The sequence below is a fragment of the Chryseobacterium sp. MMS23-Vi53 genome, assembly GCF_047651245.1.
GTDB lineage: Bacteria > Bacteroidota > Bacteroidia > Flavobacteriales > Weeksellaceae > Chryseobacterium.
Genome location: NZ_CP180265.1, coordinates 1,239,740 through 1,264,931, shown reverse-complemented (window position 1 = coordinate 1,264,931; position 25,192 = coordinate 1,239,740). Strand labels below are relative to the sequence as shown.

The 25,192-nt window shown below is 33.2% G+C and carries 21 protein-coding genes; 10 read left to right on the top strand and 11 right to left on the bottom strand.

Going from position 1 to position 25,192, the window contains the following annotated elements; translation table 11 throughout:
* Positions 1-80 precede the first annotated feature (80 nt).
* A complete protein-coding gene (locus ACKX2A_RS05575; RefSeq protein WP_415328189.1) occupies positions 81-338 on the bottom strand; it encodes a DUF6526 family protein in 258 nt (85 codons plus the stop codon).
* A gap of 50 nt (positions 339-388) precedes the next feature.
* A complete protein-coding gene (locus ACKX2A_RS05570; RefSeq protein ID WP_415328187.1) occupies positions 389-517 on the bottom strand; it encodes a DUF6526 family protein in 129 nt (42 codons plus the stop codon).
* A gap of 556 nt (positions 518-1,073) precedes the next feature.
* Here ACKX2A_RS05570 and ACKX2A_RS05565 point away from each other — a divergent pair.
* The gene (locus ACKX2A_RS05565) at positions 1,074-2,843 is read left to right on the top strand and encodes an aminopeptidase P family protein (RefSeq protein ID WP_415328185.1); all 1,770 of its coding nucleotides are present in this window, start codon (positions 1,074-1,076) and stop codon (positions 2,841-2,843) included.
* A 268-nt stretch (positions 2,844-3,111) separates the two neighbouring features.
* Here ACKX2A_RS05565 and ACKX2A_RS05560 read toward each other — a convergent pair whose 3' ends face one another.
* A complete protein-coding gene (locus ACKX2A_RS05560) occupies positions 3,112-3,546 on the bottom strand; it encodes a phage tail protein (protein ID WP_415328184.1) in 435 nt (144 codons plus the stop codon).
* A gap of 503 nt (positions 3,547-4,049) precedes the next feature.
* Between ACKX2A_RS05560 and mnmE the strand changes: the two genes are divergently transcribed.
* The gene (mnmE, locus tag ACKX2A_RS05555; protein WP_415328182.1) at positions 4,050-5,435 is read left to right on the top strand and encodes a tRNA uridine-5-carboxymethylaminomethyl(34) synthesis GTPase MnmE; all 1,386 of its coding nucleotides are present in this window, start codon (positions 4,050-4,052) and stop codon (positions 5,433-5,435) included.
* A gap of 61 nt (positions 5,436-5,496) precedes the next feature.
* Here mnmE and ACKX2A_RS05550 read toward each other — a convergent pair whose 3' ends face one another.
* Entirely contained in the window at positions 5,497-6,195 is a 699-nt protein-coding gene (locus ACKX2A_RS05550; protein WP_415328181.1) for a DUF1826 domain-containing protein, read from the bottom strand.
* A gap of 165 nt (positions 6,196-6,360) precedes the next feature.
* Between ACKX2A_RS05550 and ACKX2A_RS05545 the strand changes: the two genes are divergently transcribed.
* The 4 genes from ACKX2A_RS05545 to ACKX2A_RS05530 are packed head-to-tail and all read left to right on the top strand — an operon-like array spanning position 6,361 to position 12,765.
* Positions 6,361-8,754 carry an McrB family protein gene (locus tag ACKX2A_RS05545; RefSeq protein WP_415328180.1) on the top strand — a complete coding sequence of 798 codons (2,394 nt, stop codon included), beginning with the start codon at positions 6,361-6,363 and terminating at the stop codon, positions 8,752-8,754.
* Positions 8,751-10,004, top strand: a complete 1,254-nt coding sequence (locus tag ACKX2A_RS05540) for an McrC family protein (RefSeq protein WP_415328178.1) — start codon at positions 8,751-8,753, stop codon at positions 10,002-10,004. Before ACKX2A_RS05545 ends, ACKX2A_RS05540 begins: the two co-directional genes overlap by 4 nt.
* A 52-nt stretch (positions 10,005-10,056) precedes the next feature.
* On the top strand, positions 10,057-11,328 hold the full coding sequence (locus ACKX2A_RS05535) for an McrB family protein (RefSeq protein WP_415328177.1): 1,272 nt from the start codon (positions 10,057-10,059) through the stop codon (positions 11,326-11,328).
* Positions 11,329-12,765, top strand: a complete 1,437-nt coding sequence (locus ACKX2A_RS05530) for a 5-methylcytosine restriction system specificity protein McrC (RefSeq protein WP_415328176.1) — start codon at positions 11,329-11,331, stop codon at positions 12,763-12,765.
* A gap of 111 nt (positions 12,766-12,876) precedes the next feature.
* On the opposite strand, the gene ACKX2A_RS05525 is transcribed toward ACKX2A_RS05530, so the two are convergent.
* Positions 12,877-13,644, bottom strand: a complete 768-nt coding sequence (locus tag ACKX2A_RS05525) for a methyltransferase domain-containing protein (protein ID WP_415328175.1) — start codon at positions 13,642-13,644, stop codon at positions 12,877-12,879.
* Positions 13,645-13,697: 53 nt separating this feature from the next.
* Entirely contained in the window at positions 13,698-14,168 is a 471-nt protein-coding gene (locus tag ACKX2A_RS05520; protein WP_415328173.1) for an Lrp/AsnC family transcriptional regulator, read from the bottom strand.
* A gap of 143 nt (positions 14,169-14,311) precedes the next feature.
* On the opposite strand from ACKX2A_RS05520, the gene ACKX2A_RS05515 reads away from it, so the two are divergent.
* The 4 genes from ACKX2A_RS05515 to ACKX2A_RS05500 all read left to right on the top strand — a co-directional run bounded on the left by ACKX2A_RS05515 (position 14,312) and on the right by ACKX2A_RS05500 (position 19,589).
* A complete protein-coding gene (locus tag ACKX2A_RS05515; protein ID WP_415328171.1) occupies positions 14,312-15,694 on the top strand; it encodes an MFS transporter in 1,383 nt (460 codons plus the stop codon).
* Between the two features lie 85 nt (positions 15,695-15,779).
* Positions 15,780-16,526 (top strand): metallophosphoesterase, encoded by a 747-nt coding sequence (locus ACKX2A_RS05510; RefSeq protein ID WP_415328169.1) that lies wholly within the window; start codon positions 15,780-15,782, stop codon positions 16,524-16,526.
* 75 nt (positions 16,527-16,601) lie between these two features.
* Positions 16,602-17,150 (top strand): DUF2652 domain-containing protein, encoded by a 549-nt coding sequence (locus ACKX2A_RS05505; RefSeq protein WP_415328167.1) that lies wholly within the window; start codon positions 16,602-16,604, stop codon positions 17,148-17,150.
* Between the two features lie 270 nt (positions 17,151-17,420).
* Positions 17,421-19,589, top strand: a complete 2,169-nt coding sequence (locus tag ACKX2A_RS05500) for an outer membrane beta-barrel protein (RefSeq protein ID WP_415328166.1) — start codon at positions 17,421-17,423, stop codon at positions 19,587-19,589.
* 265 nt (positions 19,590-19,854) lie between these two features.
* Here the strand turns inward: ACKX2A_RS05500 and ACKX2A_RS05495 are convergent, their stop codons facing one another.
* The 5 genes from ACKX2A_RS05495 to ACKX2A_RS05475 form a co-directional block, all read right to left on the bottom strand.
* Positions 19,855-22,116 (bottom strand): glycoside hydrolase family 3 C-terminal domain-containing protein, encoded by a 2,262-nt coding sequence (locus ACKX2A_RS05495; protein ID WP_415328164.1) that lies wholly within the window; start codon positions 22,114-22,116, stop codon positions 19,855-19,857.
* 262 nt (positions 22,117-22,378) lie between these two features.
* Positions 22,379-23,188, bottom strand: a complete 810-nt coding sequence (gene metQ / locus ACKX2A_RS05490; protein ID WP_415328162.1) for a methionine ABC transporter substrate-binding lipoprotein MetQ — start codon at positions 23,186-23,188, stop codon at positions 22,379-22,381.
* Positions 23,189-23,416: 228 nt separating this feature from the next.
* On the bottom strand, positions 23,417-24,073 hold the full coding sequence (gene metI, locus ACKX2A_RS05485; RefSeq protein ID WP_415328161.1) for a methionine ABC transporter permease MetI: 657 nt from the start codon (positions 24,071-24,073) through the stop codon (positions 23,417-23,419).
* Positions 24,066-24,839: a methionine ABC transporter ATP-binding protein gene (locus ACKX2A_RS05480; protein WP_415328160.1), complete on the bottom strand. Its 774-nt coding sequence runs from the start codon at positions 24,837-24,839 to the stop codon at positions 24,066-24,068. Before ACKX2A_RS05480 ends, metI begins: the two co-directional genes overlap by 8 nt.
* On the bottom strand, positions 24,836-25,093 hold the full coding sequence (locus ACKX2A_RS05475) for an ATP-binding cassette domain-containing protein (RefSeq protein ID WP_415328158.1): 258 nt from the start codon (positions 25,091-25,093) through the stop codon (positions 24,836-24,838). The genes ACKX2A_RS05480 and ACKX2A_RS05475 overlap by 4 nt, the downstream gene beginning before the upstream one ends.
* Between the last annotated feature and the right edge of the window lie 99 nt (positions 25,094-25,192).

Here is a 25,192-nt window from a genome sequence, read left to right as displayed (position 1 = left end):
TCAATAATAGTAAACTGAATATCGTAATACTGTATAAGCTAAATTTTTTCATGATAATTTATTTTTTGGTGTTTATTATTTTAAATTCGGTGTCGGTCTGCGCGCCAAGTTTTAATTGATCTTTTAATTTCGTCTCCCGAAATATTCTCATGAAGTGCTTTGTACAAGAGATCTTTAAACTCGTCATCGTATGCAAACCTTAATGCTGTAATTTGGTCAAATCTCAATTTTTCCTCAACGTCATCGGATCTCAGCTGGAAAATCTCAAAATATCTTTGCTTAAATTCCAGTCTCACCATTCGGTTTTGCAATCCCAATGCATAATGTTGCCTGAGCATAATTGCCAAATAGAAAATTAGAAAAATAACAACAGAAAACAAAATCCAGATCAGTTGATCGGCTCATCATTAAAAATTTTATAAATCCCAAAAATTTCCAACAGAATCAAAAGAGGGAGATAAATAAAATGATGAGGTGGATAAAATTTCCTGTGATTTTTATAATTCTGCCTTTCCATAATGTACAGTGTAGCAAGAACCTTTCCAAAATGTTAAATTTTTAATAAGAATTATTCTTTGTGGTATGTAAATATTCTTGATTTGTCTTAGATGATTGAATTTTTTTAATAATTAACACATGTGTTTTTTCATTTAGAACGAAGCATAGCGGAGTGAAGAATCTTTATCCACAATCATTCAGAATACTCAAACACTCAGACTCTCAAATTCTTATACTTTATTTGAGCTATTTCCTGCTTTCCACTATATCTTTTTGGTTACGGGCTCCGCTTCGCTCCGCCCGCAACCAAAAAGGATGTCGTTTCAATCAGGGCTAGGTTACAGTCTTTCATTAGAAATATTTGTCAATAAAATCGGAGGCTTCGAGACCCTCAGCCTCTGGTTTTTGTAGAAAATTTGTCATTCTTACCAAGCCTATATTTCTATCTGCAATTGGTGACTGAGGCTCTCGAAGTCACCACTAAAGAAAACCGATTATCTAAAAAAATTAGCGTCATTCATATTCAACAACACCAAAAATTCGTAACTTCCCATCTTTAAAAAAATCATTAAAAAATGACTTCAAAGGAAAAAGTAGCTGCGCTTCGTGAAGAAATGCAGAAAAATAATGTTGATGCATTTATAGTATATTCTGCAGATCCACATATGAGTGAATATTTGCCGGAAGAATGGCAGGAAAGAGCTTGGCTGTCGGGATTTTTGGGTTCTGCGGGTTTTGTGGTTGTTACAAAAGATAAAGCCGGACTTTGGACGGACGGAAGATATTTCACACAAGCTGCCCTCGAATTAGAAGGTTCAGGAATTGACCTTTTCAAAGACGGAATGGAAGGAACTCCCAACTATATCGACTGGATTATTTCTGAAATTCCGGCGAATGGAAAAGTAGCAGTAAATGCTGTAGCAACGGCTCACGCGAACTGGGAACTTTTAACACATAAATTAAATTCAAAAAATATAACGCTTGTTGATAATCCTCTTTTAAAACAAATCTGGACAGATAGAGGAACGCCTTCTAAAAATACGATTTTCGTACACCCTGTAAAATGGGCTGGAAAATCTGTTACCGATAAAATTTCTGCAATCCGTCAGAAAATGGAAGAGTTGGAAGCAACCGTTCACATCATTTCAAGTTTGGACGATGTCGCTTGGACATTGAATTTAAGAGGAAGTGATGTACAAAGCAATCCTGTATTTTTAGGATACATTATTATCACTAAAAATGATGCAATCTTGTTTACAGACCTTGAAAAATTAGAGGTTGAAGCAAGAAAACAAATGGACGAGTCTTTCGTAAAAATGATGCCTTACGAAGAATTTTACAATCATTTAGGTATATTCAAAAACGAAAAAGTACTGGTTTCTCCAAACAGCAATCAATCGATTTTTGAAGCATTAAAATCGGATAATCAATTCATCAAAGCTCCAGTTCCTGGAAATTTAATGAAGGCTCAGAAAAACGAAACCGAACTGGAAGGTTTTAGAAAAGTAATGGTAAGAGACGGTGTTGCCATGGTGAAATTCTTGTATTGGCTGACTCACAATGCCGGAAAAGAAGCCATGACCGAATACTCCATCGGTGAAAAACTGAGAGGTTTCCGTGCTGAAGGCGAAAATTTTGTGGGAGAAAGTTTCGGAAGCATCGTTGGATACAAAGATAATGGTGCCATTATGCACTATTCAGCAAAAAGTGAAGGAAGCAAGGAAGTCACGAATGATGCAAGTATTTTGGTCGATTCAGGAGGTCAGTATTTGGAAGGAACGACGGATATTACAAGAACATTCGCTTTAGGTACGGTTTCTGATGATTTTAAGAGAAATTCAACTTTAGTTTTACAAGGAATGATCCGTTTGTCGATGGTAAAATTCCCGAAAGGGACGAAAGGTGTTCATTTGGATGCTATTGCAAGATTGCCACTTTGGATGGAAGGAAAAGACTTCAACCACGGAACAGGTCACGGAGTTGGAAGTTTCATGAATGTTCATGAAGGGCCTCAAAATATCAGAAAAGATATGAATCCGCAGGATCTTTTGGTTGGAATGGTTTGTTCGAATGAACCGGGATATTATTTGGAAGGAGACTACGGAATTCGTCACGAAAACCTGATCGCTGTAAAAGAAGCAGAAAAAACAATTCATGGGACATTCTATGAGTTTGAAACATTAACTTTCTGTCCGTTCTTTAAAGATACCATCGTAAAAGAAATTCTTTCTGAAAGCGAAATCGCGTGGTTAAACGCTTACCACAAAACTTGTGAAGAAAAAATCGCTCCATTCTTGGAAGGCGAGGTGAAAGATTGGTTCTTGGAATTGGTAAGTCCACTTTAGAAAGGTGAATAGTAAATTGTTAAAGGTCAATTTTTAAAGATCGAAGCAATTTAAAATAAATTTAAAAACGTCCTGCAATAATAGTTTGTAGGACGTTTTTCTTTTATGCAACCGTATTTTTACGGATAAAGTTTTAGGGTTTATCCTGAATGTATCGGAAATGATTGAGCCTATCTTTGTATCAACAAAAAAGAACATCATTCATATCTTCATATATACTTAGTAAATTCAAAGCAATCGAATCATCTCAATTCTTGGGGTGATTTTTTTATTTGATGTTTTCAATGGAAATTCCTTCGTGCGTTAAAACTAATGTTTCGGTAGCAACCTGAGAATCGTTGCTAATTAAAACCGGACCGATATATTTTGAAGGAAAACAATTCTGAAGCTTCCAGATAATTAAAGGATTGTGTTGATCGTCTAATAATTTAATGACCACATTTCGTCTTTCCACCGTTCCGAAATATTTTGTTTTAATCCAGTTAAAAAAATCGTTGTCGCCTTTTACAATGGCTCTTTTTAAGGTAACATCCGAGAATTTCAGTAATCCTGGAGCTTTTTGCTCAGAATCGAGTTTTGAATTTCCATCTCTAATAGAAACAACATCAATATTCATATCTAATCCTGAAATTTCCAGGAAATCGGTTCTGTTTCCGCCCCATTCCACAGTGAAATGATACCGGTTGATGATTTTTTGAGGCATGGTTAATTGGTTTGATTTGCTTAAAGTTACTGATTTTTAGTGGATTGTTTTTGATTTTGTTAAAACTTTGTGGTGACTTCGAGAGTCTTACTCAGCAACTGCAGATAGAAATATAGATTTGGTAAGAATGACAATTTTCTGCAAAAACCGGAGGCTGAGGCTCTCGAAGCCTCCGGTTTTTGTGACCAATATTTTTAATGATAGACTGTAACCCTAGCCCTGATCGTAGCATTTGTTTGAGCTCATTTTTTTTAGGTTTCGGCGCGGCAGCGAAGCTGCCGCGCCGAAACCTAAAAAAAATAGCGAGTGCGAAGAGCAGGAAATAGCTTCTAAAAAGAAAGGAAGCTTGAAGTCGGATGATGGAAAAGTTTTAGATAATTGAAAATAATAGATGCTACAATCATTGTATTCAGAACGACAGAGGGGTTAAATAATGAGTTAGAAAATAGTGACAATAGATAAACGGTATGGTTCTTTGCAATTAAAAAACGTAAATTTGCAGCATGAATAACGATACCATTTGTGCATTGGCTACGGCTAATGGAGTAGGGGCTTTAGGCATTATCAGAGTTTCGGGAGATGAGGCTTTATCTGTGGTTCAGAAGTCTTTTCCGGCGAAAAAACTGGCGAAACAGAAATCGCATACGATTCATTACGGATATTTTGTAGATGGGGAAGAGGCTATAGATGAGGTGATGTTGTCTATATTTTTGGCACCAAAAAGTTTTACGACAGAAAATTCGGTGGAAATTGCTTTTCACGGTTCGCCGCACATTGGAAAACGTATTCTCGAAACTTTAATAAAAAACGGAGCGAGAATGGCGAAAGCTGGGGAGTTTACACTTCGAGCTTTTATAAATGGTAGAATTGATCTTTCTCAGGCTGAAGCGATTGCAGATGTGATTGCTTCTGAAAATGAGGCTTCTAGAAAAGTGGCTATCAATCAATTAAAAGGTGGAATTACTAATGAAATATCTTTTTTAAGAACAGATTTACTAAATTTTGTTTCTTTGATTGAATTGGAACTAGATTTTGCTGAGGAAGATGTAGAATTTGCAGACAGATCAGCTTTGGTTCAATTATTAAATAAAATTGAATTAAAATTAAATTCACTTATCGAAAGTTTCCAATACGGAAATGCCATTAAAAACGGAACAGCTGTTGCTATTATTGGAAAACCAAATGCAGGAAAATCAACTTTACTAAATGCTTTATTGAAGGAAGAAAGAGCAATTGTAAGTAATATTGCAGGAACAACAAGAGATACCATCGAAGAGGTTTTGCATATTAAAGGTCATGCTTTCCGTTTAATCGATACGGCCGGATTGCGCGAAACGATGGACGAAATTGAAGCCATCGGTGTGAAAAAAGCCAAAGAAAAAGTTGAGAACGCCAATGTTTTGGTGTATTTAGCTGATGCAGGAACAGAGGATTTTTCTGAGGATACCGAAATGATCAAATCTTTGTTAAGAGATGATTTGAAATTAATTATCTGTGCAACGAAAATTGATGAAGTTTCTCCTGCAATGTACGAAAAAGTGGAAGATATTTTCAGAAATGCAATATCTCATGAATTTGATTTTATAATGATTTCAGCTGTTGAGAATCAGAATATTCAGGATCTTAAAAACGAATTGTCTTCTTATGTGGAACAATTAAAGGCTTCTGAAAATAATGTTGTGATTACAAATCAGAGACATTTTGAGGCTTTACAAAAGTCTTTGGATGCGGTACATAAAGTTAAGGAAGCTATTTCAGTTCAAATTTCTACGGAATTATTGGCGTATGAGTTGAGAAATGCTTTGGAACATCTTGGTGAAATTTCGGGAGAGGTAACAAATGATGAGGTGTTGGGGAATATTTTTTCTAAGTTTTGTATCGGAAAGTAAAAAAATACTTCAATTGATATATTTCAAAAGCTACATTTATGAATGTAGCTTTCTGATATTCTCAACAAATTAGCAAAAGCCGAAACTCTCCATTATTTTCCACGGGAGCTCTATGAATACAAGGCAAAACCTTTTGCTCGGGATGGTCCACAGCCAGTCTCCACAAGTTTCCTAATCCTAAATTTATAGGTTGGGCATTAGGTTTTGGTTGATAATGCAAATCGAAGAAATATTCTCTTAGAAAAGTTTCAAAATCTTCCTCTGAACCATTATGTAAATCTTTAAGTTTTTGTCGAACTTCAGGAATCAAAATTTTTTGTTCAACCTGATCATTTGCAATAATATCACTTGCAGCACCGTGATATGTGCATAAAAAAGTATCTGTTCCAATAGGAGAACGATCTACGTGATAAGAATAAACGTCAGTAGAAATGAAATCAAATTCCTCGTCTCGTTCATAGTTTTTAAGCAAATTTAAAGAAGGAGAAGCTCCAAAATCCGTTAATAATTGTAAATCGTTTAAGATGATTTCTCTCGCCGTTTTGCCTTGTTCGGATAATTTTAATTCTAAAAGATCTTCACGAAAAACTTCTGTAATATTTTCCTTTAATTGCAGTTTAGAAACAATTTCTTTAAAATCTCCATCCAGATTTCTTTCCCAACATAATGCGTTCATTTCTCCTTTAAAATTGGCATTTATGAGTTCAGAAAAAGTGGAAACGACTCCAATTTGGTCGTTGTTGGAAAATGTTTGGCTCATATAGGTGAGAAATTATTCGGTGATTTACGGTACAAAAATAATGAACAATTGGAAAATGAATGTGAATTTACTTTTTTTTCTGACTATGACTTATAAATTGCGGTTTTCCATAATTTTACATTTAAGATTTTCCTTATTATTGTTTTAAAAATTTTAGTAAAACTAATGAATTACCACGATCTCCAGATTGAAGTCTACAAATGGCTGAAATCTAAATATGATAAGGATTATTATTTCACATTTTCTGTAAGGCAGAAAGCATCAAAAGGAGCAGAGAAAAATTATTTTATTGGAACAGAAAGATCACGATATTTTTCTACGACATTTTGGCAAATTCCTGTATCATATCCCGGATCTTCTACTGATCTCATTAATCTTGTTTTTGCATTAAAAAAAAATAATAAGCTTGAGATTTACTTTCAATTTTATCAAACAAGATATCCTAATAGCCAGCAAAATCAATATGCATTAGATTTAATAAAGAATATAAAACCAAGACTAAAAAGTTTTTCATCTCTAAAATTTCAGGAAGGAAAAGAAAAATCTAAAATGGAATTTTTCACAGTGATTATTCCAAAACACTATGATAGTTTTGAAGAATCAATCCCAGATTTGGAATCAATGCTTTTAGAAATTATTCCGATAGTAGATGAGGAAATTTTAAAACTAAAGAACATTCATGCAGATTTTATTGCACATCGGTTTACAGTGAAAAGTCAGGCAGATATGATTTCTAGAATGTATGATCGATTCAATAAATATTCAAAAGGGGAAGAAGAAGAAATTGTAGAAGAGGAAGAGTGGAAAATTATCCAAGACTTTGATACTTGGTTTGTAAAAAAGTATGATGAAAGCCCAGGAATTTATAATGGTATGGTTATCGGTTTTATTTACCAGTTAATAAATTTTAAAAATCTTATTACCATTAATGATTTGAACAATCAAACTCAGGAAACATTGGAAATTGTAAGAAACGAAATCCCCAATTTCGATTATGAGGGATTGGATTATTTTGACGAATTTTTAAATTTTATTTTAACTAAGAATACACAAATAAAAAAGATGAAACAACCGATTAACCAAATTTTATATGGACCTCCAGGAACTGGCAAAACATATAATACTATAAACAAGGCATTAGCAATTATAGAAAATAAATCTATTGATGAACTAGCCAGAGAAAATCGTAAAAACCTAAAAAAGCGTTTTAATAGTTATGTAAATTCAGGGCAAATTGTTTTTACAACTTTTCATCAAAGTATGAGTTATGAAGATTTTATTGAGGGAATAAAACCTATCAAACCTAAAGAAGAGGATAACTTTGTTAAATATGATATACATAATGGGGTTTTTAAAAAACTATGCCTTTCCTGTTCTAAATTTAAATTTAAGCCCGGAGACAAAATTGGAGAATATGAAATAACCAAAATTGGTTCAGAGATATTATACCTCTTAAAGCCACAAGCGAAAACAATAGTTCCTTTGCCCATTTATCTAATTAATGAACTTTATTCTTTAGTAAAAGAAGGCAAGATTACACTAAAGGATATAAAAGATAAACAGGCTGCAGATAAAATGTCTTCTGATACTGAAAAATATATTATTAATGGTTACCCAAATATATTTCCATTATTAGTGGAAAAAATGATAAATGTAACTCAACCAGATAATCATGTTATTATTATTGATGAAATCAACAGAGGCAATGTATCGCAAATTTTCGGAGAATTAATAACCCTTATTGAGGAAGATAAGCGGTTAGGAAATAATGAGGCTCTAGAAATTACCTTACCATACAGTAAGGAAAAATTTAGTGTTCCATCCAACCTTTATATTATAGGAACAATGAACACTGCAGATAGAAGTGTAGAAGCGCTAGATACAGCTTTAAGAAGAAGATTTTCTTTTGAAGAAATGCCTCCAAAGCCAGACTTATTACAATCTCCATCCGAAATTTTTGAAAAGCTTTTATGGGATTACAAAGAGCATCCTTGGGAGGACGATGAATATATAGCAAAAGAAAAAGAATTATTAGATGCTTTGGATGCTCCGAAAGGTTTGTGGGATAAAAGAAAAGAGATTTGGACATTAATGAACGTTGATAAAAAAAATGGAAACATTAAAAATGGAACCTATTTCAAAGAATTCTTTAATAATGATATTAATTTTAAAGACTTATTAATAACCATCAACCAAAGAATTGAAAAACTCATAGACAAAGATCACGCAATTGGTCACGCTTATTTTATCGGAAAAAATGATGAAACGATTATTGAATCTTTTTATAAAAATATAATTCCGTTATTGCAGGAATATTTCTTTGGAGATTATGGGAAAATAGGATTGGTTTTAGGAAGAGGATTTGTAAGAGAAAAAGAAAATAAATCTTCTGTTTTTGCTGATTTTGATTATAGTTCAGAGAATTATGATGAAAAGGAGATGTACGAAATTATGGATTACAGAAATGATGCGGTACATCTAATAAAAATCAAAGGAAAGGAGGTTGAAATGGATTTTAGAAAAGCCATTCAAGTATTAATGAATCAAGAGATAGAATGAGTTCATCTAATCTTATCGTAGTTTTTGAACACGAGCGACTTACTTTCGATCTCAATAAAAAGGAAGAAAGAAACATTCATGAAGGACTAGAAAAATACTACGGAAATTACTCTCCTTTCTTTAGATTAATAAGAAATGGGGTACAGTTTAATCAACATGTTGGAGTTTTAAAAGTAGGGAATACAACGATCGAAGTTTTACCAAAGGCCGATACTAAAGGAGAAGAAGTGTGGAGACCTTTGTTGATTGATATGATTAAAACGATTTGGGGATTTAATGTGAAAACCTCTGGAAGTGCAGATTTAAAATTGAAAAGCAATTCGATTTTAAATTTGTATTTCGAACTTTTTGTGAAAGAATTAGAATTTTTACTTCATCGTGGTTTAATCAAAAAGTACAATAAAAAGGAAGGAAATTTATATGCTTTGAAGGGTTCGCTGCAATTTTCTAAACAGATTTCTCAGAATTTGACTCATCAGGAAAGATTTTATGTAAAATATTCTAATTATGATGTGAATCATAAAATGCACTCTATTTTGTATAAAGCTTTAAAGATGATTTATCAGGTTAATGATAAAATTGATCTGAAAAGCAGAATTGGAAATTTGTTATTAAATTTTCCAGAAATGAACGATATCAAAATTTCGGAATCTACCTTTGATAAAATTGTTTACGATCGAAAAAATCAGCATTACGAAAAAGCGCTTCAGATTGCAAAATTATTGCTATTGAATTATCATCCTGATGTTTCTAAAGGAAAAAATCATGTATTAGCATTAATGTTTGATATGAATATGCTTTGGGAGCAATTTGTATATATTATTTTAAAACGTGATTTGAAAAAACATGGCGTAAATGTAAGAGCTCAGGTTTCAAAAAAAATCTGGCAGTCGGAATCAGGAACTAAAAGCAAAATGAAACCCGATATTATTTTGGAGAAAAATAATATTGCTATCGTTTTAGATACAAAATGGAAAAATTTGTACGGTGATAAACCTTCTCCCGAAGATTTGCGACAAATGTATACATATCATCAATATTACAACGCTGTAAAGACGGTTTTGGTGTATCCTGGTGAAGAAGAAAAATTGATTAGTGGGAGCTATTTTAAGGTAGGAAATCAAGATTTATTGTCAGATCATATGTGCAGCATAGCCTACATTAGAACGAATGAAAACATTAAAGAATGGCGGAAAAATATCAACAGTTTTGTAAAAACCAAATTGTTGAATATCTCTATTGATCAATAATTAAAAATATTCCATATAATTGTATAGAAAATAAAAATTATACAACACCCACTTGAAAAATAAAGCAGAGGAAAAGCACAAGGAGATCATCAATCTTCTTAAATACAAAAAGCAGATCATTCTCCAAGGTCCTCCCGGAACGGGAAAGACAAGGGAAGCAAAGCTTGTTGCTAAAGAACTTTTGGGTGTTTCTTCTGTAAAAGAGCTTGAGGACAATGAATATTTCAAGTTGGTTCAGTTTCATCCGAGTTACACTTATGAAGACTTTGTACGTGGAATTGTTGCAAAACCGAATGAAGAAGGTGAAGGTATTATTTATAATGCAGAAAATAAAACGCTGGGGAAATTTGCAGAAGAAGCAGCAAATAATTATTTAGCCTATCTTGGTAAAACAAAGAATAAAATTAACTTCCAAAATAAGCTCAATGTTTTATTGGAAAAGATAAATACTGAAATTGTTTCAGGATCAGTTTATTATTTCGGTGAAAAAAGTACTGCACAAATTATTTCAATTAAAGAAGATGGATTGATTTATAATTTTCAGGATCGTGAAGAAATCAAGTACAAGATTCTTTTCAGCGATATGGAAAAGGTATACAACAATTGGAACGAAATATCAAAACCTATCGATTTAAGGGATCAGGAAGCGAAGTTGGGCTTAACGATGAAAGGAAAATATCCTTATTATTACATGATTCAACAGCAATTGATTGCCATTAATATCAATAAAAATAATCCTGTTATTCAGGAAAAACTGAAGAATTTTGTCTTGGTTATTGATGAAATCAACAGAGCCAATTTATCATCGGTTTTGGGCGAACTTATTTACGCTTTAGAATATAGAGGAGAAACTGTCGAAAGCGTGTATGAAGTTGGCAGCAGGGAACTTATGCTACCTCCGAATCTCTATATTATTGGAACAATGAACACGGCAGACAGAAGTGTCGGATACATCGATTATGCGATTAGAAGACGTTTTGCCTTTGTTGATATGTTACCTACAGACTTGTTGGAGTTGAAGGAAAATTTTAAATCAGATTTGTTTAATAAGGTTAAAAATATTTTTACAACAGATGATTATGAAACGCATTCCTTCAATTTATCTGGAGAATTTAGACCAAAAGATGTTGCACTGGGACATTCTTATTTTATTCAGCATTATGAAAAGGATGAAAATGGAGAGGATATTAAAGATAAACCAGTGGATTTTAATTTCAGATTGGAATATGAAATAAAACCGCTTCTTCTGGAATATGTAAGAGACGGAATTCTTGTTGGAATGGTCGGTGAACAAAAGATTGAAGACTATATCAAATCTTTGTAAATGGATATTTTATTAAAGGAACACTATTTTCATTCATTAAAAGTTTATTACGGATATCTTCCTGAAAATTCAGATTCTTCGGAAATTTTGCTCCTTGATAGGAAAGAAGATCTGAATAAAATAAAAGCCAGAAAATTTAAAAGGGAAAGAGGAAAGGATTATTATTGTTATGATCTTAAAATTGCAGATAATAAGATTAATATTTCTACCAATTATTTTGTTGGGATCGATTGGTTTTGGCAAAATGGAAAACATACTATTCAAGTCGAACCTAAGATAAATTCTACTGTCTACAAGCATTTTGAACAGCTTATCAGTTTAGAAAATGAAAATTTAATTGATCAGGTAAATGCAAATGCAGAAAAGAATATTTTTAATAATTTTTACGAAAAAGAAGTAGATTGTGTTGCAATGCTGATGGAGATTATATCTTATCCCGATGTGGCAAAAAAAACAGATCAATTACTGTTGATAGACTGGGATTCTCCTCAAATTAAAATTACTCAAAAACAGGATTTATTAACGCCCTTTATTATTATTCGTTTTTTGAAAATTTTGCAGGATATTGTTCGAAAAGGATTAAAAAAATCTTATTACAAAGTTCAAGATAATCTTAAAAATCGATTTAAAGGTAAAATTCTTACGGCTGAAAATATTAAACGAAATATCTTTAAGAATAATTTTACAGACACACTTTGTGAATATCAGGTTTTTGGTGAAAATTCCATTGAAAATAGATTTTTAAAGAAAGTATTTTTGTTTTGCGTTCAATATATAGAAAATGATTTTTCTTATTTTAAAAATAAAAAAAATATTGAATGGGTTATAAATTATATTCGACCTGTTTTTGAAAATATTAATGATGAGATAAACTTAAATGAAATTAAAAATTTAAAGCATAATCCGTTTTTTAAAGAATATAAGGAAGCAATAGATATGGGACATTCAATATTGAAAAAGTTTTCTTACAATATTACAAAAACAACTGAGCAGAAAATTTTTACTCCACCTTTCTGGATCGATATGCCAAAAATGTTTGAGTTGTATATTTATGCTAAACTATTGAAAGACAACTCTAATATTTCTGCCACAGAACTTAATCATCAATTTTCAACATATGGAAACTCTTTGGATTTTCTTATTTGTTCTGGAAAAACCAAGATTGTTGTGGACGCAAAATATAAACTTCAGTATAATTACAAAATCATTCACGACGATATAAGACAAGTTGCAGGTTATGCGAGATTAAAAAAGGTAAAATCAACACCTCCAATTATCAATGATGAAGAAATTGCCTGTCTAATTATTTATCCAAATCCTGATTTACAGCAAGATGTAAGTTTAAATTTAGAAAACCTTTTAAACGAAAACAACGAAATAAAAGCTTACCATAAAGTTTATAAGATAGGAATTCCGTTGCCTTTAATAAAGCCTTGATTTAATTTAAAATCTCAATCAAAGAAATTTTTTCATATTGCTTTTCATGAGTTTTCAGATTTAAAAATTTTAATGATAATTGTATAATTCGATAATGATTTTCTTTATTAATTATTTTTTTCGACCATACATTAAAATTCTTTTAAAAGAATAAATCGCAGGAAGTTTTGGGAATTTCTCTGCAATTCTTCGCTTAAATTCTATGGTGAAAACTTCTTGTTGATCTTTCTTAAGCCTTTCTAAATAAGGGATCAGTGCCGATCCGGAAATGAAATTAAATAAAGTTTCATGATCTTCTGCGATGATTGGATACACTTTTTGAAATAAATTCAATTCCTCAATTCCATTTTCAAATAAAATCTGTGCATATTCATCAATCGTCAAAACAGCGGAAGGTCGATTCCAGCCATTTAATTGAGTTTTAAAAGGTTCTTCAGTTGCTAATTCAAACAAAATTTGATTCAAAATATTTCCCGGTTGATAAGGCATTTGTATCGCCAATTGACCGTTTTTTTTCAATTTTGAAATCAATTTTGGGAATAATTCTTTATGATTATCAGACCATTGCAAAGCTGCGTTGCTGAAAATAAGATCCCAATTTTCATCATTATTTAAAATATCTTCCGTAGTTGTCTGTCGAAATTTAAGTCTTTCATTTTCAAGAGTTTTCGATTTTTCCAGCATTTCCGCTGAAGAATCAATTCCGATAAAAGTTGCATTGGAAAATTTTTCTGCAAGAATTGAGGTTTGTTCACCGGTTCCGCAACCTAAATCTATGGCTTTCATTTGATTTTCATTTTTAATCAAATCCGAAAGATCAAAGAAAGGTTTAAAGCGAATATTTTTAAACTGATTATAAATTTCAGGATTCCACGACATGATTTTATTGATTTAATGCTGAGTCAATTTACAAATTTTTAAACGAAAAAAAATCATAGAATCTGAGAACTTTCTTTAATACTGTTCATTACAAAAATACTTTTCGTCTGCCCAATTCCTTCAATTTCAGATAATTTATTCACAAAAAATTCATGAAACTCATCCATATTGGGAGCTAAAATTTTTAACATAAAATCGAAATCTCCGCTAATATTATAAAATTCCACAACTTCTTTCAGTTTTCCAACTTCTTCGATGAATTTTCCTGCCGTTTTTTTATTATGAACATTGAGTGCGATCATACAAATCACCATCATTCCTTTGTTCACTTTTTTGCGGTCAACAACAGTCGTATATTCCTTGATGATTCCTAACTTTTCCATTCTCTTAATTCGCTCATGAGTTGGAGTAGGGCTCAGATTAATTTTATTCGCAATGTCACGAATACTCAGTTTAGCGTCTTTTTGCAGGATTCTCAGGATGGAAAGATCTTTTTCATCAGGTGTATAATTTTCTGTTGCCATTTGTTCTGTTTTTTGGGATTAAATTTTAAATAAAAGAATATTTGTTCTTTTATATATTGTTTAATTTAAAATATGTTCCAAATTTAAATCATAATTTTTACATACGTTCTATTAATTTTAATTTTGCAGCATAATTGAACTATATGGAAAGAAAGGATCTGATCTTAATTTTAGCATCGGTAGGTACATTTGTGGAGGCTTTGGATATTGCCATTATTAATCTTACGATTCCTTCTATTCAGGAGCAGTTTGGTATTGGTGCAGAAACTGTTCAATGGTTGCAGACTTTATACGTTTTATTTTTCGGTGGTTTTCTTATTATTGGCGGAAAACTTTCGGATCAGATCGGGAGAAAGAAGATTTTTCTTTTGGGATCATTAATTTTTATGCTAACATCTCTGGGTGCAGGTTTGTCAACGGGTTTTGAAACATTGGCTATTTTCCGTGCTTTGCAGGGATTGGGAGCTGCTTTTATTATGCCTTCCGCAATGTCGATTGTTACAAATACCTTCAAAGAAGATCAGGAAAGAAACCGTGCAATAGGAATTTTCAGTTCATTTGCGGCGATTGGATCGGGGAGCGGACTTTCGTTAGGTGGGATTATCAGTACGTATATGAGTTGGCACTGGGTTTTCTTAATCAATGTTCCTATTTTATTATTAACTCTAATTTTTGCCTATCAATATCTACCAAAAGATGAAGCTGGAAACCCTCAGAAAACAGATCTTTTATCTGGAATTTTATTGGTTTTGGGATTATTAAGCTTAACCTACGGTACTCATGAATTGATTCATATTAAAGAAAATACATTCATGGTGGCGGGTTCTTTAGCAGCTGCGATTTTACTATTGGTTTTTGTCTTTTATCGTTTAAAATCTACATCGGAACCTTTAATTGATTTAAAATTATTCAAGCACAAATCTTTGATGGTTTCCAATTTAGCTTTCATTGCTTTAGGAGGATTCTTCATCGGATTTTTGTTCTTAATTTCTTTGATGTTGCAGAAAGATATGAACTATAGTGCGGCTTCTGCAGGATTAATGTTGGTTCCGTTTAGTGTGATGTCAGCTTTGGTGGCGAAATTCATTTTACCTCATATTTCTAAAAGATTAAATTCATCACAAATGGGTATCTTTGGTTGGATTTTCATGTTAAGTGGGGCTTTGGCTTTATTAATTTCAGTTTATTTTGATCATCCATTAACATTGGTCTTAATTGGTGCAGCCTGCATTTCTGGAATTGGTATGACGTTTTGTTTTACAGCCTTATCTGTTTTAGGAATCCAAGATGTAAACCCGTCAAGTTACGGTGTTGCTTCAAGTTTAAGCTCTACAAGCTACTTTTTGGGAGCAGGAATCGGCCTATCTTTTATGACATTAATGAGTCAGATTTTCCCTTCAAAACTGGCTGTAGGAAATTTAAGTTTAATCATATTAATAGGATATGCTGTATTTGCATTAGGAATGTTATTCTATTTTATCATTAAAAATATTAAAATAAAACAGGCAGAAATGGTTGTTTCATAAATTGATTTAGCTATATTTATTATACTAAACTATATGAATGGGATCGGCGTATTTTATGTATGTCGGTTCTTTTTATTTTTGTACTATGAAAATACAAATCATCAGCGATCTGCATCAGGAATTTGGAATCACCGACTTATCTTTTGATAACGCGGATGTTGTGGTTTTGGCAGGAGATGTAAATTTGGGAACCAAGGGAATTGATTGGATGAAAGCCGAAATTCCCAATAAACCAGTGATTTATGTTCTTGGAAATCACGAATATTACAAAGGTTCTTATCCAAAAACTTTAAATAAAATAAAAGAAGATGCAAAGGATTCCAATGTGTTTGTGCTGGAAGATTCTTTTGTAGATATTGATGGAATTCGATTTCACGGAGCAACTTTATGGACCGATTTTTCGATTTTCGGAGATCCCAGACAATACGGATTTATATGCCAGAATGGAATGAATGATTACAAACAGATCCGACGAGATCCTTCTTATTCCAAAATGAGGTCGATTGATATTTACAAAATTCACCAGTTTTCCAGAGTATGGTTAAAAGAAAGTCTTGAGAATTCAAAAGACATGAAAAATATCGTGGTAACGCATCATGCACCAAGTCTGCAGTCGAGTCCTGAGCATTTTAGAGAAGATCCGTTGACTTCAGCTTATGCTTCAAATCTTGAAGATTTTATCTTGGAACATCAACCTTTATATTGGATTCACGGGCACATTCATACACCAAAAAGATATAAATTAGGAAAAACGGAAATCATCTGTAACCCTCATGGATACATTGATGAGAAATATAATGGCTTTGAAAAAGAACTCATTGTTGAACTTTAATTTTATTTTAAAAAAACATAAAGTAAAATAATATTTTCTTCGTCTATAATGGTACAGGTTTTAACCCTAAACTTTATGGAGAATACAAACATTAAAGATGGCATTATTCTTATTCCGGATTTCAGCGGGTTTACGGAATTTGTATTCAATACAAAACTTTATACAGGAGAATATATTGTAAGACAACTACTTTCTACGCTCATTGATATGAATAATGAGTATTTTGAAATTTCAGAAATCGAGGGCGATGCCATATTATTTTACCGATATGATAAGAGTCCGTCGTACCAAAAAATTTCAAGAATGTTGAGGAATATGCAAAATGCCTTTACCCGAAAAGTCGAAGAATTGAGTAAATCATTAAGCACAGCAATAGATTTATCATTAAAATTTATCGTTCATTACGGAAAATTTTCGCAGTATAAAATCGGAAATTTTCAAAAATTATACGGAAAACCAATCGTTGAAGCTCATCAAATGTTGAAAAACGGTTTGGCAGAATATCCGTCATATGTTTTGTTCAGCAATTCTTTTTTGGAAAACAGTCAGAATGAAGAAGATGAATTTAATGAAGAGAAAAAACATCATCCGGAAGTCGGTGTGATACATTATTTTGAAAGTTAGGCGTTACGAATTGGAGGTTTTTTGGATGATGCTTTTATTTTTTTAGGAGCTATTTCCAGCTTTCCACTATATCTTTTTGGTTACGGCTCCGCTTTGCTCCGCCGCAACCAAAAAGGATGTCGTTGCAATCTGGGCTATTGGATCAGGATTAGGAAACTCGGTCAAATCAATACTTTAAAGATAGGTTCTAAAACTTTTTTCACTTTTTTTACAATTTGATGTAACATTTATTCAATGTATGGTGTCTTATTAGAGTAAACCTAATAATTAATGAGAAGATTATTTTCACCAATCGCTCTTCTGGCGGGGCTCTTGGCTTTTGCTCAAGAGAAAAATGATACCATAAAAAAAGAAAAGGAAATTGAAGCTGTGACGGTAACTGTCAGAAAGCCAACGGTAGAATCTAAGGTTGACCGTACTGTTTTCAATGTTGCCAACAGCTCTATTTTAGCGGGAAATACAACTTGGGATGTTCTAAGAATGACTCCTTTGGTAAGTATTGATAACAATGATGCCGTAAAAGCGGAAGGCGAATCGGTGACGGTGTATATCAATGACAGAAAATCTGTTTTCACCGGAAAGGAGCTGAAAGAATATTTAAAGACCATTCCTGCCGATAATTTAATGAAAATCGAGGTCATCACAAGTCCGTCTTCAAGATATGAAACTGCCGGATCTGTCATTAACATTGTATTAAAAAAACGCGACGATGAAGGTATTAAAGGAAGTGTAACCTTTAATAACAGGCAACAGCAGAAAAATTCACAGTACACGAATCTCAATTTAAATTATCATAAAAAGAACTTCACACAGACGTTTATAGGAAGCTACAGCGACAACTCTTATCTCCAAAAGAGCAGCCTTTTGAGTACAGTGTATGCAGATAACTCTCTTACGGAAATCAACACAGAAAGTACGGGAAGAAGCAAAAGTCCGTCTGGTTCATCCACATCAGAATTCGAACTGAATGATAAAAATACAGTCGGATTAATTTTAGAATATTACCAGGGAAATTCCTCAAATTCTTCCGATGCAAACGGAATTACAAGCATTAATAACGATTTGAAAAGCTCCTATACACAGAATCAGTGGTCAACAGGACTAAACCGTAATTTGGGAGCCAATCTCTTTTATAAATTTTACGATAAAGAGAAAAACAGAATTCTAGATGTCAATCTGGGATCCAACTATTATGGACAGTCCGAAGATAACAATTTTGTGAAAAATCAGTTGGCAGGAACTACCACCAGCTTGTATGAAACCAAGGTTTTATCGGATACAGAAAACAGAAATTATTATCTGAAAATTGATTATACTCAGCCTTTGGGGAAAGAGTGGGGAACAATGGAAATAGGAGGAAAAATGGATTTTAATAATAATGTTGTTCCGAACGATTTATTTGCGACCCAAATGGACGGATTGAGCGGTCATGATATTTTTCATTATGAGGATAATATTAATTCATTATACGCAAACTATAGTAAAACTTTCTTTAAGAAATTAGAGACAAGAATCGGACTTCGTTACGAATATATCAACTACAAAATGCGACAGGATGTTGCAGGAACAAGCAGAAAAGATTCTTACGGAGCTTTTCTTCCAAATTTATTATTAAAATATACTTTCTCAGATAAATACGATCTTAGTCTTACTTACAACAGAAATCTTTGGAGGCCGTGGTATGCAGAATTTAATCCTTTTATGATTCCCAACGACAACGGATTTTACAGCCGCGGAAACCTGGAACTGGAACCGAATCCTAGTCACAGATTATACATGAAATTGGGGCTTTTTAAGAAATATTTTATTTCAGCAAGATATATGTATACAGATCAGGATTACTGGACGAGCTATATTTTCGAAAATAATGCTGCAGATCCTACGAAGAACAGAACAATTACCCAACCGGATAATTTCAGCGGAAGGGTTCAGAAATATTATCTTTTTGCTAATACAAACCAAACATTCCTGAAAAATAAACTGACCGTGAATGTTGGGTTGGGATGGTATTATATCGATAATAGCGACTTTAATCTAAGAAATGATCTCAAAGGACAAAAATATGTGAATTACTGGGGTGGTTCTACCAATATTTCGTATACCAATTTATTCGATAAGAATATCAATTTAAGTGCATGGGTAGAAATTTCCAATCAAAACAGTGGAAATTCTTATGCGAACAGAACCAATGTTTTTCATAATATTTCTGTAACCAAAATTTTCCCAAAAACACAAATGGAAGCCAGTTTGCAGTTGATGAATATTTTCCAAAGACCAAATTTTGATACGACAACTTTTAATCAAACAGGTACGCTTCGAAATTCTATGCAATGGGATTGGTACGGAGTTTCTCTTTCTTTTGTAAAACGTTTTGGAAACCAGAAAGTGAAGGAAAATACCAAAACCGATGTGGAGAAAAATTCGGGAGGAGGAAAATAAATTAACTTTAGTTTAAAATAAAATTTAAATAAAAAGCATCTGGAATTTCGGATGCTTTTTTGTTGTCTTAAATAGGATCGTATCATTTAATATTATCATATTTCAATAATGTTTAATAGGGCTCAATCATTAGCTTTAAATATGAAAAATCGTTGTAAAGTTTTACTTAAAACTTCTTTATTGCCTTTATGAATTTTTTTATCTTAATAAAATAAAAAAGAGCCCAAAAAATTGGACTCTTCGCTTTAGAAATATATAAGTAAGATTACTTTAAAGTAAACTTCACCTTCGTTTTAATAGCATCAGAAGAATTTCCGATTTGTGCTTCAAAATCTCCCGGTTCTGCCACCCAGTCGTGTTTCTGAGCATCAAAGAAACTTAATGCTGACTTATCAATTGTGAAAGTCACTTCTTTTTCTTCGCCTGGATTTAGATATACTTTTTCAAAACCTTTCAATTCTTTGGTTGGTCTTTCAACAGATGATTTTAAATCAGAGATATACAATTGTGCAACTTCTGCTCCGGCTCTTTTTCCTGTATTTTTTACAGAAACCGTAAACGTAATTTTATCATCTTGAGACATCGTTGTCTTATCAGCTTTAGCCTTTCCAAACTCGAAGGTTGTATAGCTCAAACCATGTCCGAAACTGAATAATGGCTTAATTTTTTTCGTGTCATGCCATCTGTAGCCTACAAAAATTCCCTCGTTGTAAGTAATATTGATAGGATTTTTCTGATCTTTTCCTTTATCAGCAGCCAATTCTGCTTTATTTCCAGGATATTCTCCCAATGTGTGAGCCGCATTATCTTCCAGCTTTACAGGGAAAGTGAAAGGTAACTTTCCTGACGGGTTCGCATCTCCGGCTAAAATTGCAGCGATAGAATTTCCAGCTTCAGAACCTAGATACCAAGATTGTAAAACGGTCGGAACTTCTTTAATCCAAGGCATTGCAACCGCATTTCCGGAAACCAGAACAACCGCAAGATTTTTATTTGCTTTTGCCAATGCAGCAATCACATTATCCTGATTGTAAGGCAGTCCATAGCTTTTTCTGTCATTTCCTTCACTGTCCTGAAAGTCGGCTTTATTTAATCCTCCCACGAAAATTACATAATCAGATTTTTTTGCCAATTCAACAGCTTCTTTCAATAATTCTTCGGGAGAGCGTGTATCTTTTAGGTCTTGTCCGGATTTCACACCGTTATACTCTCCGCCGATATCTCCAACATATCCTCTCGCATATTGTACATCGGATTGTTTTCCGAATCTTGCTTTGATACCGTCAAGAGGCAGCGTTTCATATTTCACTTTTAATGAAGACGAACCACCACCAACAGTCATGATTTTAATGGCATTTTCACCAATTACAGCAATTTTTTTAGCTTTATTAATATCTATCGGAAGTACATTTCCTTGGTTTTTCAACAGTACAATTCCTTCCTCACCAATTTCTTTCGCAACAGCTTTATGTTCCTCAGAAGCGATATTTCCGAAAGGCTTGTTTCTGTTCATCGTAGTTTTATAAGCTAAATTCAAAAGTCTTGAAACTTTGTCATCCAGCTCTTTTGTGCCTACTTTTCCCGATTTAATTAAATCTAAATAGGGTTTTGCTAAATAATAATTATCGTAAGCATTTTTTGTACCTGCTGAAAGCCCGTTGGTCCAGCTTCCAAATTCAAGATCTAAACCGTTATGTATGGCTTGTTCGGTATTGTTTACAGCTCCCCAGTCGGAAACAACAACACCTTTGTATTTCCATTCACCTTTAAGAATATCATTTAAAAGATACTGATTTTGGCTAGAATACTGACCTTTATACATGTCATAAGCTCCCATGATCGTCCACGAATCTCCTTCTGTCACGGCTGCTTTGAAAGCCGGAAGATAAATTTCGTACAACGTTCTGTCATCAACTTTCACGTTGCTTGTATGACGGAACATTTCCTGATTATTCAAAGCAAAATGCTTCACAGAGGTCGCAACACCATTAGATTGTACACCTTTAATGTAAGGAACCACCATTTTCGATGTCAAATAGGGATCTTCACCCATGTATTCAAAGTTTCTTCCGTTCAGTGGAGTTCTGTAAATGTTCACTCCAGGTCCTAGAAGAATGTCTTTTTTTCTGTAACGCGCTTCTTCTCCAAGTGCTTTACCGTAGTTCCATGACATTTTTTTGTTCCATGTTGCGGAAAGTGCTGTCAATGCGGGATACGCAATGATAGAATCATTCGTCCAACCTGCCTGATTCCATTCGTCCCACATTACTTCCGGACGAACTCCATGAGGACCGTCTGTTGTCCAGAATTCAGGAATTCCCAATCTTGGAACCCCCGGCGAACTGAATTTTGACTGCGCATGAAGCATCGCCACTTTTTCTTCCAGAGTCATTCTGGAAAGTGCATCCTGTACGCGTTGTTCTACAGGTTTGGATTCGTCTAAGTAAACAGGTAGGGTAGTATTTTGAGCCATATAAGAAGCAGAAATAAGTGTGAATAAACTTACAATGGCGGTTTTCTTTAACATAAAAAGCCTTTTTAATGATTGGTAACAAAAATAGCAAAAATATTTATTATCTCAAATTGAGAAAATGTGTTTTTTGAATAAATGGTTACTTATAACCAATCTTTTTAATAAAACAGTAAAAAATAAAGACATCATTCCAAGAAAATTGAAACAATGTCTAAATATAATAATAGAAATTTTGTTAAGTTAACTGTCAATAGTCAAATATGAATTTTACAGTATGAAAGAAAATTCACTTATTGAAAATTCATCATTCACCCGATTAATTCCACCCTTTGATAGCACCGCCCTTAAAGATTTCATCTGCTTTTTTAACGACCTCATCAGATTCGTAAGCTTTTACAAAGTTTTTCACTTTTTCGGCGGTTTTATTGTCCTGTCTCGAAACGATTACATTTACGTAAGGCGAATCTTTATCCTCTTTAAAAATTCCCTGTTTTTCGGCATCTAATCCTGCCTGTGCGGCAAAATTGTTATTAATAATGGCAATTACCACTTCCTTATCATCCAATACTCTCGGCAATTGAGGTGCTTCGATTTCTAAGATTTTTAATTGCTTTGGATTATCAACAATATCAGTTACTTTCGGCAATAAGCCGATGCCGTCTTTTAATTTTAATAAACCGTTTTTCTGTAATAAAAGTAACGAACGACCACCGTTTGTAGGATCATTCGGAATTACAATTGTACTTCCATTTTGTAGTTCATTTATGCTTTTAATTTTCTTTGAATACGCCACAATCGGATACACAAAAGTATTTCCTACAACCGCTAATTTGTATCCTCTTTGTTTTGATTGTTCATTTAAATAAGGAACATGCTGAAAGGCATTTGCATCAATATCTCCGTTGTTTAGAGCCTCGTTGGGAACCACATAATCGTTGAAAGAAACGAGTTCAACCTCAAGATTATATTTCTCTTTGGCAACTTTTTTTGCCACCTCGGCAATTTCCTGCTCCGGACCGGATGTGATGCCGACTTTAATGAAATTCGGATCATCTTTTTTTGTTGAATTACAAGCGGTGAATAATAAAAACGCCGCTAAAAAACCAAAAATCTTTATTTTTTTCATTGTAAATTATTTTCTTTTTTAAACAAAATGGCGAAAAAAGCAAAAAGGCAAAATTTTGAAATTGCTAGATAAAAATAGAATATGGCTTTACACCTTTTTGCTTACTTTTTCACCGAATCGATGGCAGAAAATTATCAAGCCACCACACTATTTCACATTCAAATTATAATTATATTTTCAAAGCTCTCTCACACTAAAACTCTTATACTCTAGAAAACTCAAACCATCTTAACGGTGATCAAATCTTTTCGCTAATCTGTCCCCGGAAAACTGAATGATAAAAACAATCGCCACCAATAATCCCAATACCAGATTCATAATTACCGCATCATAACCAATATAACCGTACTGATAACCGATTTGTCCCAATCCACCAGCTCCGACTGCACCACCCATCGCGGAATATCCGACCAGAGTAATTAATGTGATCGTCGCATTGTTGATTAATGCCGGAAGCGCTTCCGGCAACAAAACTTTCCGAATAATCTGAAGTGGATTAGCACCCAAAGCTCTTGCAGTTTCAATTAATCCGTGAGGAACTTCAAGCAGACTGTTTTCTACTAATCTTGCAATAAAAGGTGCTGCTCCTATGCTTAAAGGAACTAAAGCTGCATTCACCCCAATTGATGTTCCGACAAGGCTTCTTGTAAAAGGAATCATCCAGACAATCAGAATAATAAAAGGAATAGAACGGAAAATATTAACCAAAACAGACAAAATCCTGTTATAAATTACATTTTCCAAAAGCTGGTCTTTTCTTGTCAGAAATAGAAGAATTCCAACCGGTAAGCCCAACACAAAACCAAAAAAGCCAGATACAAATGTCATAAAAACTGTCTCCCAGATTCCCTTCGATAAAAGAGAAATTACCGTCTCACTAAGCATATCCTCTTACCGTATTTTGAATTTTGTTTTGGTTGAAATAGTAGATAGCCTGCTGGTTTTTCTCCTCTTCACCCTGAAGCTGCAAAAGCAGTTTTCCGAAGTTGGAGTCTCCAAGATATTCTACATCAGCTTTTAAAAGCTTGTAAGGAATTTTATATTTATCGTATACGATGGAAAGCAGTTCTTCAACAGAAATCTGCTCATTAAGTTCAACTTCAATCAACGGAAATAATCCGTCTTTTGGCTCTTTTTGTAGTTTTTTATTCAGATCTTGTGGTATAGTCATAACACTAGAGTTTAAAAATTGTTTGATGATAGGATTCTCTTTATTAGAGACAATCTCGCTTAAAGTTCCTTTAATTAATAGTTTTCCTTTGTCAATTACCGCAACGTGGTTACAGACTGTTTTGATAACTTCCATTTCGTGGGTAATCAGCAAAATGGTAATTCCTAATCTTTGATTAATATCTCTCAATAATTGTAAAATCGATTGGGTTGTTGCCGGATCCAGTGCACTTGTCGCTTCATCACAAAGCAGTAGATAAGGATCATTTGCTAACGCTCTAGCAATTGCAACTCTTTGTTTTTGTCCGCCCGAAAGACTTTTAGGATAGTCATTGGCTTTTTCTTCTAAGCCGACAATCTTTAAAAGTTCATTGACTTTTTTATTGATTTCTGTTTTATTAACGTTGTCTAATTCCAGCGGAAGCGCAATATTTTCAAAAACTGTTCTCGAAGAAAGAAGATTAAAGTGCTGGAAAATCATTCCGATTTTTTTCTTTCGTTGGCTAATTGTTTGGAATTTAATTTCGTAAAATCTTTTTCATTTATAATAATTTCACCATTATCAGGTTTTTCAAGAAGATTCACTGTTCGGATTAAAGTGCTTTTTCCTGCTCCCGAAAATCCGATGATTCCCACAATATCCCCTTTTTCAATAGTCAGGCATACATTATCGAGTGCCTTGAAAGACTGTTTTTTCTGATGAAAAGTTTTTGAAATATTCTTTATCTCTATCATTTTTGATGCTAATTCTTATTAAACAAAAAAAGGCTCTACAACGTGGTAAAGCCTTTAAAAATATGTCATATAAAAGTAAGGTCAACCACAGCAAAATCG

Excerpts from the sequence above, each read along its gene's own strand:
- ACKX2A_RS05510 (WP_415328169.1), top strand. The coding sequence starts at position 15,780 with ATGAAAATACAAATCATCAGCGATCTGCATCAGGAATTTGGAATCACC.
- metI (WP_415328161.1), bottom strand. The coding sequence starts at position 24,073 with ATGCTTAGTGAGACGGTAATTTCTCTTTTATCGAAGGGAATCTGGGAG.
- ACKX2A_RS05480 (WP_415328160.1), bottom strand. The coding sequence starts at position 24,839 with ATGATTTTCCAGCACTTTAATCTTCTTTCTTCGAGAACAGTTTTTGAA.
- ACKX2A_RS05545 (WP_415328180.1), top strand. The coding sequence starts at position 6,361 with ATGAATTACCACGATCTCCAGATTGAAGTCTACAAATGGCTGAAATCT.
- ACKX2A_RS05505 (WP_415328167.1), top strand. The coding sequence starts at position 16,602 with ATGGAGAATACAAACATTAAAGATGGCATTATTCTTATTCCGGATTTC.
- ACKX2A_RS05575 (WP_415328189.1), bottom strand. The coding sequence starts at position 338 with ATGCTCAGGCAACATTATGCATTGGGATTGCAAAACCGAATGGTGAGA.
- ACKX2A_RS05550 (WP_415328181.1), bottom strand. The coding sequence starts at position 6,195 with ATGAGCCAAACATTTTCCAACAACGACCAAATTGGAGTCGTTTCCACT.
- ACKX2A_RS05500 (WP_415328166.1), top strand. The coding sequence starts at position 17,421 with ATGAGAAGATTATTTTCACCAATCGCTCTTCTGGCGGGGCTCTTGGCT.
- ACKX2A_RS05520 (WP_415328173.1), bottom strand. The coding sequence starts at position 14,168 with ATGGCAACAGAAAATTATACACCTGATGAAAAAGATCTTTCCATCCTG.
- ACKX2A_RS05530 (WP_415328176.1), top strand. The coding sequence starts at position 11,329 with ATGGATATTTTATTAAAGGAACACTATTTTCATTCATTAAAAGTTTAT.
- ACKX2A_RS05560 (WP_415328184.1), bottom strand. The coding sequence starts at position 3,546 with ATGCCTCAAAAAATCATCAACCGGTATCATTTCACTGTGGAATGGGGC.
- ACKX2A_RS05565 (WP_415328185.1), top strand. The coding sequence starts at position 1,074 with ATGACTTCAAAGGAAAAAGTAGCTGCGCTTCGTGAAGAAATGCAGAAA.
- ACKX2A_RS05570 (WP_415328187.1), bottom strand. The coding sequence starts at position 517 with ATGGAAAGGCAGAATTATAAAAATCACAGGAAATTTTATCCACCTCAT.
- ACKX2A_RS05525 (WP_415328175.1), bottom strand. The coding sequence starts at position 13,644 with ATGTCGTGGAATCCTGAAATTTATAATCAGTTTAAAAATATTCGCTTT.
- ACKX2A_RS05515 (WP_415328171.1), top strand. The coding sequence starts at position 14,312 with ATGGAAAGAAAGGATCTGATCTTAATTTTAGCATCGGTAGGTACATTT.
- mnmE (WP_415328182.1), top strand. The coding sequence starts at position 4,050 with ATGAATAACGATACCATTTGTGCATTGGCTACGGCTAATGGAGTAGGG.
- metQ (WP_415328162.1), bottom strand. The coding sequence starts at position 23,188 with ATGAAAAAAATAAAGATTTTTGGTTTTTTAGCGGCGTTTTTATTATTC.
- ACKX2A_RS05475 (WP_415328158.1), bottom strand. The coding sequence starts at position 25,093 with ATGATAGAGATAAAGAATATTTCAAAAACTTTTCATCAGAAAAAACAG.
- ACKX2A_RS05495 (WP_415328164.1), bottom strand. The coding sequence starts at position 22,116 with ATGTTAAAGAAAACCGCCATTGTAAGTTTATTCACACTTATTTCTGCT.
- ACKX2A_RS05540 (WP_415328178.1), top strand. The coding sequence starts at position 8,751 with ATGAGTTCATCTAATCTTATCGTAGTTTTTGAACACGAGCGACTTACT.